At 74.3% G+C, this 15,048-nt stretch carries 16 protein-coding genes; 5 read left to right on the forward strand and 11 right to left on the reverse strand.

The window, feature by feature from the left end:
• Nucleotides 1–50 precede the first annotated feature (50 nt).
• Entirely contained in the window at nt 51–578 is a 528-nt protein-coding gene (locus V6U77_RS20745) for a hypothetical protein (RefSeq protein WP_442934472.1), read from the forward strand.
• A gap of 98 nt (nt 579–676) precedes the next feature.
• Here V6U77_RS20745 and V6U77_RS20750 read toward each other — a convergent pair whose 3' ends face one another.
• Complete coding sequence (locus tag V6U77_RS20750) at nt 677–1,462, reverse strand: HAD family hydrolase (protein WP_334608058.1); 786 nt, start codon at nt 1,460–1,462, stop codon at nt 677–679.
• 105 nt (nt 1,463–1,567) lie between these two features.
• Here V6U77_RS20750 and V6U77_RS20755 point away from each other — a divergent pair, with 105 nt between their 5' ends.
• Nucleotides 1,568–2,530, forward strand: coding sequence for a DMT family transporter (locus V6U77_RS20755; protein ID WP_334608059.1), 963 nt, complete (start codon nt 1,568–1,570; stop codon nt 2,528–2,530).
• Between the two features lie 34 nt (nt 2,531–2,564).
• Here V6U77_RS20755 and V6U77_RS20760 read toward each other — a convergent pair whose 3' ends face one another.
• The 6 genes from V6U77_RS20760 to V6U77_RS20785 all read right to left on the reverse strand — a co-directional run bounded on the left by V6U77_RS20760 (nt 2,565) and on the right by V6U77_RS20785 (nt 8,483).
• Nucleotides 2,565–3,308 (reverse strand): class I SAM-dependent DNA methyltransferase, encoded by a 744-nt coding sequence (locus V6U77_RS20760; RefSeq protein ID WP_334608060.1) that lies wholly within the window; start codon nt 3,306–3,308, stop codon nt 2,565–2,567.
• On the reverse strand, nt 3,292–4,539 hold the full coding sequence (locus V6U77_RS20765) for an MFS transporter (RefSeq protein WP_334608061.1): 1,248 nt from the start codon (nt 4,537–4,539) through the stop codon (nt 3,292–3,294). Before V6U77_RS20765 ends, V6U77_RS20760 begins: the two co-directional genes overlap by 17 nt.
• The gene (locus tag V6U77_RS20770) at nt 4,536–5,555 is read right to left on the reverse strand and encodes an alanine racemase (protein ID WP_334608063.1); all 1,020 of its coding nucleotides are present in this window, start codon (nt 5,553–5,555) and stop codon (nt 4,536–4,538) included. The genes V6U77_RS20765 and V6U77_RS20770 overlap by 4 nt, the downstream gene beginning before the upstream one ends.
• Nucleotides 5,552–6,646, reverse strand: a complete 1,095-nt coding sequence (locus V6U77_RS20775; protein WP_334608065.1) for a SagB family peptide dehydrogenase — start codon at nt 6,644–6,646, stop codon at nt 5,552–5,554. Before V6U77_RS20775 ends, V6U77_RS20770 begins: the two co-directional genes overlap by 4 nt.
• A 209-nt stretch (nt 6,647–6,855) precedes the next feature.
• Complete coding sequence (locus tag V6U77_RS20780; RefSeq protein WP_334608067.1) at nt 6,856–7,584, reverse strand: GNAT family N-acetyltransferase; 729 nt, start codon at nt 7,582–7,584, stop codon at nt 6,856–6,858.
• Between the two features lie 74 nt (nt 7,585–7,658).
• Nucleotides 7,659–8,483 carry an SDR family NAD(P)-dependent oxidoreductase gene (locus tag V6U77_RS20785; protein ID WP_334608068.1) on the reverse strand — a complete coding sequence of 275 codons (825 nt, stop codon included), beginning with the start codon at nt 8,481–8,483 and terminating at the stop codon, nt 7,659–7,661.
• Between the two features lie 128 nt (nt 8,484–8,611).
• On the opposite strand from V6U77_RS20785, the gene V6U77_RS20790 reads away from it, so the two are divergent.
• Nucleotides 8,612–9,568, forward strand: coding sequence for an HpcH/HpaI aldolase/citrate lyase family protein (locus tag V6U77_RS20790; protein ID WP_334608069.1), 957 nt, complete (start codon nt 8,612–8,614; stop codon nt 9,566–9,568).
• A 57-nt stretch (nt 9,569–9,625) separates the two neighbouring features.
• On the opposite strand, the gene V6U77_RS20795 is transcribed toward V6U77_RS20790, so the two are convergent.
• The gene (locus V6U77_RS20795; RefSeq protein ID WP_334608070.1) at nt 9,626–10,168 is read right to left on the reverse strand and encodes a DUF4190 domain-containing protein; all 543 of its coding nucleotides are present in this window, start codon (nt 10,166–10,168) and stop codon (nt 9,626–9,628) included.
• 120 nt (nt 10,169–10,288) lie between these two features.
• On the opposite strand from V6U77_RS20795, the gene V6U77_RS20800 reads away from it, so the two are divergent.
• Nucleotides 10,289–11,194: an SDR family NAD(P)-dependent oxidoreductase gene (locus tag V6U77_RS20800; protein ID WP_334608072.1), complete on the forward strand. Its 906-nt coding sequence runs from the start codon at nt 10,289–10,291 to the stop codon at nt 11,192–11,194.
• A gap of 10 nt (nt 11,195–11,204) precedes the next feature.
• Here the strand turns inward: V6U77_RS20800 and V6U77_RS20805 are convergent, their stop codons facing one another.
• Nucleotides 11,205–11,681, reverse strand: a complete 477-nt coding sequence (locus V6U77_RS20805) for a DUF4190 domain-containing protein (protein WP_334608074.1) — start codon at nt 11,679–11,681, stop codon at nt 11,205–11,207.
• A 175-nt stretch (nt 11,682–11,856) separates the two neighbouring features.
• Between V6U77_RS20805 and V6U77_RS20810 the strand changes: the two genes are divergently transcribed.
• A complete protein-coding gene (locus tag V6U77_RS20810) occupies nt 11,857–13,053 on the forward strand; it encodes an acyl-CoA dehydrogenase family protein (RefSeq protein ID WP_334608076.1) in 1,197 nt (398 codons plus the stop codon).
• 357 nt (nt 13,054–13,410) lie between these two features.
• Here V6U77_RS20810 and V6U77_RS20815 read toward each other — a convergent pair whose 3' ends face one another.
• Nucleotides 13,411–13,818 (reverse strand): CoA-binding protein, encoded by a 408-nt coding sequence (locus V6U77_RS20815; RefSeq protein WP_334608078.1) that lies wholly within the window; start codon nt 13,816–13,818, stop codon nt 13,411–13,413.
• Nucleotides 13,819–13,915: 97 nt separating this feature from the next.
• Nucleotides 13,916–14,965 (reverse strand): Rv2578c family radical SAM protein, encoded by a 1,050-nt coding sequence (locus V6U77_RS20820; protein WP_334608080.1) that lies wholly within the window; start codon nt 14,963–14,965, stop codon nt 13,916–13,918.
• Between the last annotated feature and the right edge of the window lie 83 nt (nt 14,966–15,048).

Consider the following 15,048-nt stretch of genomic DNA (forward strand, 5'->3'; position numbering starts at 1 on the left):
CACCCGCGGGCGCGGACGGATCCCGGGCGGCGCTGACGGGACGGGGGCGGATGCGGGAGGATGCCGGGGTGACCGACGCGGAGCGGACCAGCACGCCGCTGGTCGACGAGGCGATGAAGAAGGCCGCCGTGGCCTGGGTGAGCGTGCCCGGCGGCCCGGCGCTGGCGCTGTGGTGCCTGCCCCTGGAGGGGGCGCTCCTCGTGGTCAGCGGCCCCGGGGAGCAGTCCGCCCCGGGTCTTGCCGACGCGACCGAGGCGCAGGTCACCCTGCGCGGCGACCACGGCGGGCGGATCGTCACCTGGCCCGCCCGGGTGACCCGCCTGACGCCCGGCACCGAGCAGTGGGAGACCGTCGCGCCGCTCCTGGCCGCGAAGCGGCTGAACGCGCCGGGACCCGCCGCCGAACTGGTGGAGCGCTGGGCGGCCGACGGCTGCGCGGTGAACCGGCTGGAGCCCGCCGGCGAGCCGGTCGCCGGCACCGGGCTGCCCACGGACTCGCTGGCCGAGGTGCCGCGCGAGACGCCGGCGGTCCGGGTGGCCCGCAAGCCGTTCCGCCTGCACCGGGTCCGCCGGCGCTGAGGCGCCTGTCCGCCGGCCTCGACCCGCCCACGGGCCGGCGCGACCCGCCTCCCGCCGGCCGCGCGCCGGGCGTGGGCGGGCGGTGCCCGGGAGAGGACTCACGGGGTGGCGCAGCCGGCCGCCACACCGACGACCGCCGGGACGGCGGCGACCGTCGAGACGGCGACGACGGCCGGCACGGGCACGTCCGCCCGCCCCGGCACCCGGTCGACAAGGCCGACCACCTCGTCGAGCGAGCGCAGCACCGGCCCGCGCCATGCCTCGTCGGCGTTGAACACCATGTGACCGGCCAGGTCCGGTGCGGCCAGCCGCACGGCGGTCATCCCGGCCCGCTCCGCCCCGGTCAGCTCCTGGCTGCCGCCGTCGCCGACGTAGAGGCAGTCCGTCGGTGCCAGGCCGAGCCGCAGGCACGCCGCCTGGTAGAGCGCCGCGTCCGGCTTGCACCGCCCCACCTGCACGGAGAAGACCCGCACGTCGAGCAGCGGGGCGATGGGCAACTGCGGCAGGAACGCCGGCAGCTCGTGCGTGCAGTCGCTGATCACCCCGGTACGCAGGCCGAGCCGGCGCAGCGCGGCCAGCGTCGGCACCGCCTCGTCGCGCAGCCGGGTGTCGGCGCGTACGGCCCGGTGGTGGGAGGCGACCGCCGCGCGTACGGCGTCGTCGCTGGGGTGCAGGCCGGCCTGCTCGCAGACCCAGCGCAGGGTCGCCTCGGCGTTGCCCAGCCGCCCGCAGGCCCGCTCGTAGTAGGTGCGGTCGAGCACGTCGACGAGCGTGCGCGGTGGGCAACCGAGCAGCTCGGCGGTCGACCGGTGGGCCACCCCGCGCTGGACGCAACGGGTCAGCGTGCCGAAGAAGTCGAACAGGACCGCCTGGTACGTGGGCATGGAGGAGCGCCTCCGGGCGGTAGGGGGATCGCCGGCGCGGACCGCATGATCGTAACGGAGCGCTGACGTTAGGTGGTTGCCCGTGCCGTGTGAGGATTGCTCCTCGTGGCCCCCGCAGCGCACCGCCCGCCGTTCGACCCGGTGACCACCGGGGCGCTCGCCCTGGCCGTCGTCGCCGTCTCGTCGTCCGCGCCGCTGGTGGCCTTCGCGGCGGCCCCGGCGCTGGCCGTCGCGTTCTGGCGCAACCTGCTCTCGGTCGCCCTGCTCGGCGCGTTCTCGGCGGCCCGGCGACGCGCCGAGTTCCGGTCGCTGACCCTCGGCGCCGGCCGGCGCGAGGGCGTCTACTGCGTACTGTCGGGGGTCGCGCTCGCCGCGCACTTCGCCACCTGGATGCCCAGCACCAAGCTCACCTCGGTCGCGGCGGCGACCGCGCTCTGCGCCACCCAGCCGGTCTGGCAGGGGCTGATCGCCCGCGCCCAGGGCCGCCGGCTGCCGGGTGCGGTCTGGGTCGGCATCGGGGTGGCGGTCGCGGGGGCGGGCGTGGCGACCGGGGCCGACTTCGCGGTGTCCGGCCGGGCGGTCGCCGGCGACCTGCTGGCGGTGGCCGGCGGCCTGTTCGCGGCGGTCTACACCGCCCTCGGCGAGCGGGCCCGCACGACGATCAGCACGACCACCTACACCACGATCTGCTACGGGGTCTGCGCGCTGCTCCTGCTCGTGGTCTGCCTGGTCGGCCGGGTGCCGGTGACCGGCTTCGACACCGCCACCTGGCTCGTCGTCCTGGCCCTGGTGGCCGGCGCGCAGCTGCTCGGGCACTCGATGTTCAACTACGCGCTCAAGAAGGTCTCGGCGACGACGGTCAGCGTGCTCGCCCTGCTGGAGGCCCCCGGGGCGGCCCTGATCGGCTGGGCCTGGCTGGGGCAGCTGCCCGGCGTGACCGCCCTGCTGGGGCTGACGCTGCTGTTGGCCGGCGTGGCGGTGGTGGTCCTCGGCGGCGCCCGCGCGGCCCGCCGGGTCCGCCCGGTCGCCACCGCCGTCCCCACCGACGCCGCCCCACCGCCCGACTGACGCGCAGGGGGTGTCCCGGCCGTGTCGGCGGCCGTCAGGGGCGCCGGGCGACCACGGCGACCCTGGGCAGCGCCTCCGGGTCGGGTACCGGGGTGAGCAGGTCGTCGACGGCGGCCACGTGGCCGGTCGCCCAGCCGGCGTCCGCCAGGGCGGCGAGCACGTCGGCCACGGGATGGGCGGTGTTGGTGATCGTCGTGGCGAAGGGAACCGTCCGGCCGTCGTCGGTGCGGACCTCACCGGCGACGTGCAGCGGGCGGCGGTCGCCGTCGAGCGGGCCCCGGGCCACCTCGACCGACACGGACCCGTCCCGCCGGGCGACCGGTGGGACGTCGGCGCGCAGCCCCCTGACGGTGGACATGTCGAAGCCGAACCAGCCGCCCGGCGCGACCGCCCGGTGCACGCAGCGCAGGTAGGCGCGGACCCGGTCGATGTCGCCGACGTGGTTGACGACGTCGTACGTGGAGACCGCGAACGCGCAGGGTCGCGGCACCTCGAAGTCGACGGCGTCCGCGGCGATCAGCACCGCGTCGGTGCCGGCCAGCCGTGCCCGGGCGCGGGCGATCATCGCCTCGGAGACGTCGACCCCGACGACCCGGTAGCCGGCCGAGGCGAACCGGGCGGCCACGATGCCGGTACCGCAGCCGACGTCGAGCAGGCTCCGCTCGGCCCCGGGTGCCACGTGGGCGTGCAGCCGCAGCCACGCCGCGCCCAACCGCTGCGGGTACGGCGCCCAGAAACGGTCGTACGCCGTGACGAAGGCGTCAACGTACTCGGCCATCGGGTTGCCTTTCGTAGTGCCGGACGGAGGAACTGGCCAACGGGACGAGCGCGGCGGCGACGATCACCGCGGCCAGGCCGAGCAGGGTCGTCCGCACCCCGATCCCGGGTACGACGAGACCTGCGGTGATCATGACCGGCGGCCCCAGCCCCACCGCTCCCAGCCACTCGTACGCGCTGACGCGGGACATCGCCTCTGTCGGCACCTCGGACTGGACGGTCGTCTCCCACAGCACGCCGAAGACGTCGAAGGCCACCCCGGCCAGTACGGCGGCGAGGATCACCAGCGGCAGGGCGGCACCGGATCCGAGCAGCAACGCCGGCAGTCCCAGCATCGACGCGGCGACCACGGCCGTGCGCAGGGGGCGGGCCGTCCTGATCCGCATCGCGACCAGCACACCCGCGAACATGCCCACCGCGTACCCGGCCAGGACGCCGGACCACGCGCCCGCGCCGCCCAGGTGCGCCCTGGCGAGCAGGGGCCCCGCGAGCCCGAAGGTGACCCCGACGGCGGCGTTGATCACGGCCGCCGCGAGGACGATCCGCCACAGCCAGCCGCGCCGGACGAACTCGCGCCAACCGTCGCGCAGTTCGGCGGGCAGGTTGCGCCTGGCCGTCCGGGTCGTCGCGGCGAGGCGCAGCCGGGCGAGGAGCGCGGCGGCGACGGCGAACGTCGCGGCGTCGAGGGCCAGCGCCCAGCCGGGCCCCAGCCAGGTGATCAGCGCGCCGCCCGCGGTGAAGCCCGCCACCGTGGCGGTGTTCGTGCCGAGCCGCAGCACGGCGTTGCCGCGTTGCCGCGCCTGCGGCGCGACGAGTTCGGCGGTCAGCCCGTTCAGCGAGGGCAGCAGCAGCGCGGAGGCGGTGCCGGCGACGGCCGCGCAGACGGCGAGGGCGGCGACGTTCGCCCGTCCGGTCAGGACGAGGAGGGTCATCGCGCCGTACGCCGCGCCGCACATCAGCTCCGCCGCCACGAGTACGCGATGGCGCGGCAGCCGGTCGCCGATGACGCCGCCCAGCAGCATCAGCGCGATCCGGGGCACCGAGATCGCGGCGAGCACGAGCGACAGCGCCGGAGGCGACCCGTCGGGGAGGTCGAGCACCGCGAAGGTCAACGCCAGCGGACCCATCGCGTTGCCGAAGACGGAGATCGTCCTGGCCGTGGCGAACAGGACGAACGGGCGCTCGCGCAGCGGGTCCGCCGGGCGGTCCACGGGCGCGACGGCGTGGGTCATGCCCGGTCCGGGCGGACCACTGCCTGCCACCGCGCCACCGGTTCGCCGGCCTCGAGCACGTGCAGCAGCGGCCGGCGGGCCACCACCGGGCACACGTGCCCGGGCAGCACCCGCAGTTCGTCTCCTACGGACACCGACTCCGCGACGACCGGCGCGCCGTCGGTGCCGGTCATCACGACACCGCTCATCCAGGTCTGGTCGGCGCCCGCGAGCAGCGCGTCGGCGTCGGTGCGCAGCGCCTGCCCGTCGTTGCCGGTGACGGTCGTGGTGACGGCGATCGCGACCGCCTCGGGATCGCACTCGCCCAGCCGGGCCAGCCCGCCGTCCAGCAGCGCGTACGCCCCGGCGCACACCTCGGTCACGCCGGCGACGCCCAGCGCGCCGGCGAGGGTCGGGGTGCCGCCGACGCTCACCTCCGGGCAGGGCGACCCGGTCGCCCGGATCCGCTGGGCCACCGACACCAGCAGCCGGGCCTGGCGGCGGCCCAGCTCCACGCGGTCGCGCGCGGCGGCGGGGTCGGTGACCCCCACGTACCCGGTGACCCCCGCCAGGCGCAGCCCGTGGGTCCTGGCGACCGCGGCGGCCAGCTCCCCGGCCGCCCCGGGGTCGACGCCGATGCGGTGCAGGCCGGTGTCGACCTCGATCCGTACGCCGAGTTCGACGCCGTGGGCCTCGGCCGCCGCGCCGAGCCCGGTCACCGCGTCCGGGTGGTCCACGTGCACCGTCACCGCGCAGTGCCGCGCGAGCCGGGCGAACCTGGTCCACCGCCACGGGTCGCGCCAGGGCCACGCCACCGTCACGTCCGTCACGCCGACCGCGACGTAGGCCTCCGCCTCGGCGGCCGAGTGGACGGCGACGCCCACCGCGCCGGCGGCCACCTGCCGGGCGGCGATCTCGGGGCTCCGGTGCCCCTTGACGTGCGCGCGCAGGGCCACACCCGCCTCGGCCACCCGCCCGCCGTAGCGCGAGATGTTCGCGTCCAGCCTGGCCAGGTCGACGCTCACCCGTGGCGTCATTCGCCGCGTCCGTGCCAGGCGTCCGGGGGGAAGGAGAACGCCGCGTCGCCGCCGGCGAGCATCGCCGCCTGCCGCTCCCGCTCGACGGGGTGCGGCACGCCGACGCCGGACACGCCGAGGAAGGCCTCCTCCGACCAGGACAGGCCGAGGGCGGCCTCGACGGGCTCGTCGCGGGTGGCGGCGGTGAAGAACGTCCCGAGACCGAGCGCGGTCGCGGTGAGGTACACGGTCTGACTCAGGTGACCGACGTCGAGCAGGAGCGCACGGTACGCCCGCGCGGCCGGGTACTTCCACACGGTCCGGTCGAGCACCGCCGCGTACATCAGCAGGAAGCCGGCCTGGGCGGCGTGCGGCTGTCCGCCGCACCACTCGCGCAGCCGGTCCTCGCCGGGCGGGGGCGCGAGCCGCACCAGCTCGTGGCGGCGCACCGCGTAGTGGTAGACACCGGGCTCCAGCCCTTCGACGTCGCGGACCACCGGATAAACCTCGACCGGATGGCGGGCTCCGCCGGAGGGAACGGTCTTGAGCAGCGCCGTGCCGACCCCCGGGACGTCGACCTCGCGGCGGACCCCGGCCGTCCAGCGCAGCAGGGCGGCGAACGCCGACAGCGGCACCGGGCGGTCCGGGTCGAACCAGCGGGTCGACCGCCGCGCCGCGAGGACCGTGGTGAAGTCGACGGCGGGCGGGTCGGCGGCGGGCAGGGCGATCCGCGGCCCGTCGTGCTCCTTGACCGGATCCGGCTGCCCGGTCTTGGCGCGGAGCACCGCCGCGTCCTGCGCGGCCGAGCGGAAGACGTCGCTGCCGAGCGTACGGCTGGCGAGGTGGTAGTAGGTGGCCGCCGGTCCCAGGTCGCGCCAGGCCCCGAGGCGTTCCTCCCGGGCGTGCTCGGGCGAGCCCTCGGCGACGAGGACGTGGGCGGCGAGGAGCTGCTGCGCGAGCTGGCCGTCTGGCTCGGCCCAGTCGGCGTAGTCGCGCAGCAGCCTCTCCGCCTGCACAGTCAACGCGAACTGCCGGTGCCTCAGCGGGTCGTCGCAGACCAGTTGGCCGTCACGCCACAGGAAGACGACCAGCCGCGACACACGGACACGCATGACTACTCAGGCTTCGACCGGTCAGACCTCGACCGGAGGCTCCAGGCAGGTCAGTTCCTGGTCGTAGTCGTCGGACGCCACCGGCTCGAAGGCCTCGATCTGCTCGGTCATGCGGGAGCTCCCCTCACTAATCGGCGTTGATCACTGGAACGCACCGTATCAGGATGTCCACAGTGAACAAACCCCCCGCGGATCGGCCCCGCGCCGCCTCAGACCTCGTGGACCTCCAGCACCCGGGTGGTCGGGGCGGCCGCGCCCAGCTCACCGCGCAGCGCCACCCGCTCCGGGTCGGCCAGGAAACCGTCGTAGCCGGCGCGGGTGTCGAACCGGATCAGGTGCACCTCCGTACCCCCGTCGCCGGTGCGCTGCCGACGCTCCAGCCGCCCGCCGTGCCGCCCGAGCAGGCCGAGCACCGCGTCCTCGTACCGCTGGCCGGCCTCGACCGCGTCGGGGGCCAGCTCCACCAGCGCCACCAGGCGCACGGCGGCGGCCGGGTCGGTGACCAGCGACTTGAAGAAGTGGTGGTCGACGTGGCCGCCGGGGATGCCCTCGCGGCGCCCCGTGTCGAGGTAGCCGTGCCGGCGGTAGAACTCCGGCGCCTGGAACGAGAACGAGGAGACCGAGATCTCCGTGCAGCCGCGCCGGCGGGCCTCGTCCTCGGCGGCCCGCAGCAGCCGGCCGCCCCAGCCCTCGCCGCGGCGGTCCTCGCGCACCCACACCATGTTGATCCCGGCGCAGCCGCCCCAGGACCAGCCGGTGAGGCCGGCCACCAGCTCACCGTCGGCGTCGTCGACCCGGACGTTGAGGGCGGCCTCGTCGTCCGCGCCGGTGGCCCGGTTGTTGAAGATGGTCAGCTCGGCGTCGAGCCGGCCCGGAAGCTCCTTGTCCTCGCCGAGCACGCGCAGGAAGGCGCTGGCGTCGTTCCCCGTGGTCGTCATGCGGCGGAGTATCGCAGCGCTCCGGCCCCCGGCGGCACCGCAGATCCGGCGGCACCGCCTGCCGTGCGGTCCCGCTATCCGGCGATGCCGACCGCCTCGGCGCTGGCCGTCCAGAGCCGGGCGGCGAGCTGCGGGTCGGCCGCCCGGGGCAGCGGTCGGCGCAGCCGCCGGTCGACGTAGTAGCCGCCCGTGATCAGCCGCGCCGGGTCCTGGTTGGCCAGCCAGACCAGCGTCTCGGCGCCCTTCTCCGGGCTGCGGAACGGCAGGATCCGCATGCCCAGGGCGACCAGTCGGCTGTCGTTGCCGAACCGGCTGCGCACCACCCCGGGGTGGAAGGAGTACGCGGGGATCTCCCGCCAGCGCCGGGCCGCCTCGGCCGCGAAGAGGATGTTCGCCTGCTTGCTGGTGCCGTACGCCCGCATCGGCCGGTAGCGGCGCAGCGGGGCGTTCAGGTCGGCCGGGTCGAGCACGCCGCTGCGGTGCGCGCCCGAGGCGGTCACCACCATCCGGCCGACCCGGTCGCGCAGCAGGTTGCTGAGCAGGAACGGGGCCAGGTGGTTGGCCTGGATCGACAACTCGAAGCCGTCGACCGTGGTGAGCGGCTGGAGCACGATCGCCCCGGCGTTGTTGGCGAGCACGTCGATCCGGTCGTACGCCTCCCGCAGCTTCCCGGCCAGCCGGCGGACGTCGTCCAGCACCGCGAAGTCGGCCCGGAAGAGCTCCGGTCTCTCGCCGGACGCCTCCCGCACCTGTTCCGCCGCGGCCTGGAGCCGGGCCGGGTCCCGGCCGACCAGTACCACCTGGTCACCGCGGCGCGCCAGGTCGACGGCGGCCGCCAGTCCGATGCCGGAGCTGGCCCCGGTCACCACCACGATCCGACGCCCAGTGAGATCTTCCACAGGTCCATTCACCCCGGTCACGGCACGAGGTTACCGTGGCGTCACAAAGACCTTTGGGACCGTTCAGCCCTCGCATTTCCCGTCAGGTGACGTCGGCGTGCCCTCCGCACGCTGGAAGGAGCGCATCCATGGCCGCAGTCGGTCGCCCCCGCCGGTCCTGCCTCGCGGTACCCGGCTCCAGCGTCAAGATGCTCGGCAAGGCCCAGGGGCTCCCGGCCGACCAGGTCTTCCTGGACCTGGAGGACGCGGTCGCGCCGCTGGCCAAGCCCGACGCCCGCAAGAACATCGTCGCGGCGCTCAACGAGGGCGACTGGTCGGGCAAGACCCGCGTCGTGCGGGTCAACGACCTGACCACGCCGTGGACCTACCGGGACGTCATCGACGTGGTGGAGGGCGCCGGCGCCAACCTCGACTGCGTCATGCTGCCGAAGGTGCAGAACGCGGCCCAGGTGCAGTGGCTCGACATGACCCTCACCCAGCTGGAGCGGACGCTCGGCCTGCAGGTCGGCCGGATCGGCATCGAGGCGCAGATCGAGAACGCCGCCGGCCTGGTCAACATCGACGCCATCGCGGCCGCCTCGCCCCGGGTCGAGACCATCATCTTCGGGCCGGCCGACTTCATGGCCTCGATCAACATGAAGTCGCTGGTGGTCGGCGCGCTCATCCCGGACTACCCGGGCGACCCCTACCACTACATCCTCATGCGCATCCTGATGGCGGCCCGGATGCACGACAAGCAGGCCATCGACGGCCCGTTCCTGCAGATCCGCGACGTGGACGGGTTCCGCGAGGTGGCCAAGCGTTCGGCGGCGCTCGGCTTCGACGGCAAGTGGGTGCTGCACCCGGGCCAGATCGACGCCGCGAACGAGGTCTACTCCCCGGCCCAGGCCGACTACGACCACGCCGAGCTGATCCTCGACGCGTACGAGCACTACACGTCGGAGGCGGGCGGCCGGCTCGGCGCGGTGATGCTCGGCGACGAGATGATCGACGAGGCGTCCCGCAAGATGGCCCTCGTGGTCGCGGCGAAGGGCCGGGCCGCGGGCATGACGCGTAGCTCGTCCTTCACCCCGCCGGCGGAGTAGTTCCGCCCCTCCGACGATCCGTGCCGCCCCGGCCCGCGCCGGGGCGGCACCGTCGCGTCAGTAGGTGGTGCCGCTGGTGTCGGCCTGGGTGATCGCGAAGACGATGATCGCCACGTAGAAGAGGACCACCAGCAGGTACAGGCCGGTGACGATCCAGCCGACGATGATGCCGGCCTTCGCCATGCCCTCGCCGCCCTCGCCGGACTGCCGGATCTGGTTCAGCGCGACGTGGCCGAGGATCGCGCCGATCGGCGCGGTGATGCAGGAGCCGATGCCGACCAGCGCGAGCACCAGGGCGGCGATGGCGAGGCCGTTGGTCTTCGACGCGGGGGCGTAGCCGTAGTTCGGGTAGGCCGGCGGGTAGACCGCGGGCTGCCCGGACGCCTGCTTCATCCCGGCGTACGGGTCGCCGCCCGCGTACGGGTCACCGTTGTACGGGTCCGGCGCGTACTGGTTGGCCTGCGCGTACGGGTCGGCGCCGGTGGGCTGCGTGGGGACGGGCTGACCGCTCACCGGGCGGGCGGGGTCGGCGGGCGGGCTCGACTGCTGGCCCGACCACGCCGGGTCGTTCCAGCCGCCGGAGGGCGGGGGATATGTCATTCGTCTGCTCCGTTGGGTCGGGGTGCGCCCGTCAGGGTAGTCAGCCCTGCCCAGAGGCCGGGGCGTCGCCACCGGGTGTGCCGCGTTGCCCGGGCCCCGCCGAGCGGGCAGGATCCTGGCATGGTGATTGACGCGCGAGCCGCGGACCGCTCCGGCAGCCGACCGAGACGGGACGCGAGCCGCCCCGGCGCGGCCCGGCGCACCCGCGCCGCCGCCCAGGCGGGCATTGCCGGCGTCGACGAGCCCGCGCCGCTGCCGGACCCGGTGACCATGCGGCTCGACGGGAAGGTCGCCCTGGTCACCGGGGCGGGCAGCGCGGACGGCATCGGGTACGCGACGGCCCGCCGGCTGGCCGACCTCGGCGCCCGGGTGGCCATCGTCTCCACCACCCGCCGCATCCACGAACGGGCGGGTGAACTCGGCGTGACCGGTTTCGTCGCCGACCTCACCGACGAGTCGGAGGTGGGCGCGCTCGCCGACGCGGTCGCCGAGCAGCTCGGGGACGTGGAGGTGCTGGTCAACAACGCCGGTCTGGCCAGCCGGGCAAGCCCCGAGGTGCTGCGCCCGGTCGCCCAGCTCAGCTACGACGAGTGGCGCGGCGAGATCGACCGCAACCTCACCACCGCGTTCCTGTGCAGCCGGGCCTTCATCGGTGGCATGGCCGAGCGGGGCTGGGGCCGGATCGTCAACCTGTCGGCCACCGCCGGGCCGGTCAACGCCCTGCCCACCGAGGCGGCCTACGCGGCGGCCAAGGCGGGCGTGGTCGGGCTGACCCGGGCGCTGGCGATGGAGATGATCGCCGACGGGGTGACCGTCAACGCCGTCGCGCCGGGCACCATCCACACCGCGGCCTCCACGGTCGCGGAGATCAGGCAGGGCCTCGGCACCCCGGTCGGCCGCCCCGGCACCCCGGACGAGGTGGCCGCGTCGATCGCCTTCCTCTGCTCGCCGGCCGCCTCCTACATCACCGGGCAGATGCTGGTGGTGGACGGCGGCAACAGCGTCCGGGAGGCCCAGTTCCGCTGACCCGCGGGGCTCAGTAGTCGGGGCCGCTGTTGCCGGCGACGACGATCAGCGCGATCCAGCCGCAGCAGGCCAGCAGGCCGAGCCCGGTGATGACGTAGCTGAGGATGAGGCCCCAGGTGGCGAGCTGGTCGCCGTCCTCGCCCGTCGTGCGGATCTGCCGCTTGGCCAGGTGCCCGAGGACGATGCCGGCCGGGGAGAAGACGAACGCGAAGACCAGGGAGAGGATGGCCAGCACGTTGGTCCCGCCGGAGCGGGGACCGGACGGCGGGCCGTACTGCCCGTAGGGCACCTGCGGGGTGTACGGCGGCTGGTGCCCCCACTGCTGCCCGTGCGGCGGCTCGCCGGGCTGCCCGTAGCGCGGCTGCCCGTACGCCGGCTGTTCGTGGTCGGGCGGTTCGTAGCTGGACGGGTCGTGGCCCGGCGGGGGCTCCCAGGGCGACGGCGGCCGGTCCGGATCGGGCGGCCCCGACGACGGTGGCTGGCTCACGGTCTCCTCCTGCCGGTGGCGGATCGCGTCCCCTCTTGCCGGACGCTACCCGCAGCGGTGAACCTTTTCACAGCGGTTGTGTGGACTGGTCACCTTGGCCTCGACGGCCGTGCGGCCAATACTGACCAAGCGTTCAGTTACCCATGAGTAAGGCGCCGACCACCCGGAGGCTGACATGGCCCGACTCGCCCAGACGCCCGGCCTGACCGATGTGCAGCGGTCGATCCTGGAAACCGTCCGGGAGTTCGCCGACAAGGAGATCATCCCGCACGCGCAGCGGCTGGAGCACGCCGACGAGTACCCGAGCGACATCCTCGACGGGATGCGCGAGATGGGCCTCTTCGGCCTCACCATCGACGAGGAGTACGGCGGGCTCGGCGAGTCCCTGCTCACCTACGCGCTGGTGGTCGAGGAGCTGTCGCGGGGCTGGATGTCGATCTCCGGCATCGTCAACACCCACTTCATCGTCGCCTACCTGATCTCCCAGCACGGCTCCGCCGAGCAGAAGGCCCGGCTGCTGCCGAGGATGGCCACCGGCGAGGTGCGCGGCGCGTTCTCGATGTCCGAGCCCGAGTGCGGCTCCGACGTCTCCGCGATCAAGTCGAAGGCCGTGCGCGACGGCGACCGGTACGTGATTAACGGCCAGAAGATGTGGCTCACCAACGGGGCGTACTCCTCGGTGGTGGCGACCCTGGTCAAGACCGACACCGGCGCCGACTCCGTCTACGGCAACATGAGCACCTTCCTGCTGGAGAAGGAGCCCGGCTTCGGCGAGACCGCACCCGGCCTGACCATCCCCGGCAAGATCGACAAGATGGGCTACAAGGGCGTCGAGACCACCGAGATGGTGCTCGACGGGGTGACCGTCGACGAGTCCGCCGTCCTCGGCGGCGCGGAGAAGGTCGGCCGCGGCTTCTACCAGATGATGGACGGCATCGAGGTCGGCCGCGTCAACGTGGCCGCCCGTGCCTGCGGCATCTCCATCCGCGCCTTCGAACTCGCCGTCGCGTACGCCCAGCAGCGCCGCACCTTCGGCCAGCCGCTCGCGAAGCACCAGGCCATCGCGTTCAAGCTCGCCGAGATGGGCACCAAGATCGAGGCGGCCCACGCGCTCATGGTCAACGCCGCCCGACTCAAGGACGCCGGCCAGCGCAACGACGTCGAGGCCGGCATGGCCAAGCTGCTCGCCTCGGAGTACTGCGCCGAGGTCGTCCAGGAGGCGTTCCGCATCCACGGCGGCTACGGCTACTCCAAGGAGTACGAGATCGAGCGCCTGATGCGCGAGGCCCCGTTCCTGCTCATCGGCGAGGGCACCTCGGAGATCCAGAAGACCATCATCTCCCGGGGCCTGCTCAAGGAGTACAAGCTCTGACGCCTACGCCGCGCCGGCGGCACCGGCCCACCACCGGTGCCGCCAACCGGCCCCTGTCGAGCTGAATCGTCTACGACATCGCCCGGGGGGTGCGGGCGTGAGTCGGCTGCGACATCGCCCCGGGGGGTGCGGGCGTGAGTCGGCTGCGACATCGCCCGGGGAGTCGAAGGTGAGCCGGCTGCGACATCGCCCGGGCGTGCGGGCGTGAGTCGACTGTGACACCACCGGGAACGCGGGGGTGAGCCGCCCGTGACATCGCCCGGGGCCGTGCGGTGTGAGTCGTTTACGACATCAGCTCGACAGGGCCGATCCGACGGTACCGACGCCGCTCGCCGCTCGCGCCCGCCGTACGTCCGATCAGCCCAGCCTGGTCAGGCCGGCGGCGGCGCGCTCGACGATCAGGCAGCGGTCCTCGACGTAGTCGACGCCCGCCTCCGTGGCGATCCGCCGCCCCTCGGCCGAGACGATGCCGAGCTGCAACCAGACCGCCGGCGCGCCGATCGCCACCGCCTCGCGCACCACCTCGACCGCGTCCTCAGCCGGCCGGAAGACGTCGACCAGGTCCACCGGGTGCGGGATGTCGGCCAGGGACCGGTAGACGCGCTCGCCGAAGAGTTCGTCGGCCGTCGGGTTGACCGGGATGATGCGCCAGCCGTACCGCTGCATCTGCAACGGCACGCTGTGCGCGGCCTTGCGCGGGTCGCGGGACGCGCCCACGACGGCGATCACGGCGGAATCGGCGAGGATCTGCTGAGCGGAACGCACCCGCCGACTCTAACCCCGCCGCTCAGCCCCCGCCCGCGAGCGCACGGCCGGGCCCTCGTGCTCGTCTCCCGCACGCCGGCAGCGTATCGCCGGCCGCCTACAGGAGAGTGAGCTGCTCGGCGGCCGGCGGCACGGGAACCGGGTCGGTCGGGCGTCGGTCGTCGCCCCGCTCGCCCCGGTGCAGCCCGTGCCGGCGGGCCGCGATGCGCACCCGCGCCGTCAGCTCCCGCTGGTAGGACTGCGGGGCGTACGCGCCGGAGCGGTAGAGCTCGCGGTAGCGGGGGACCAGGTGCGGAAACTCGCGGCCGAGCCAGCGCGCGTACCACTCCCGGGCACCCGGGCGCAGGTGCAGCGCCAGCGGCGTCACGCTGGTCGCCCCGGCCGCGGCGATCGCCGCCACCGTCGCGTCGATGGACGCGTCGTCGTCGCTGAGCCCGGGCAGGATCGGCGCCATCAGCACGCCGACGTCGAAGCCGGCGTCGGCCAGCGCCCGTACGACGTCCAGCCGTCGCCCCGGGCTGGGGGTGCCCGGCTCGACCGCCCGCCAGAGCCCCTCGTCGACGAAGCCCACCGAGTACGACACGCCGACCCGGGTGACCTGGGCGGCCTCGCGCAGCAGCGGCAGGTCCCGCAGGATCAGGGTGCCCTTGGTGAGGATCGAGAACGGGTTGGCGAAGTCGCGCAGGGCCGCGATGATCTGCGGCATGAGCTGGTAGCGCCCCTCGGCCCGCTGGTAGCAGTCGACGTTGGTGCCCATCGCGACGGGCGCGCCCCGCCAGCGCGGCGCGGCCAGCTCCCGCCGGACCAGCTCACCGGCGTTGACCTTGACGATGATCTTCCGGTCGAAGTCCGCCCCGGCGTCGAGGTCGAGGTAGGTGTGCGTGTTGCGTGCAAAGCAGTATTTGCATGCATGACTGCACCCCCGGTAGGGGTTGATCGTCCACTCGAACGGGACGCGGGACGTGCCGGGCACCTTGTTGATGATCGACTTGGCCTGCACCTCGTAGAACGTCATGCCGGCGAAGCCCGGCGTGTCGAAGGTGCGGGCGACGGCGCCGGGCAGCGCCAGCGGCAGGGGTGGTGTCGCCGGCGCCGCCCGGCCCGGGACCCCCTCGTCCGGGGGAGCGGCGAGGTTGTCCCAGCGCATGGCCATCATTCGAACACGCGTACGAGCGCAGCGCAAGCGACCCGCCGTGTTCCCGCCCACCTCGCCGCCGACCGCACCGTCGG

This window comes from Micromonospora sp. CPCC 205546 (assembly GCF_036902715.1).
GTDB lineage: Bacteria > Actinomycetota > Actinomycetes > Mycobacteriales > Micromonosporaceae > Micromonospora.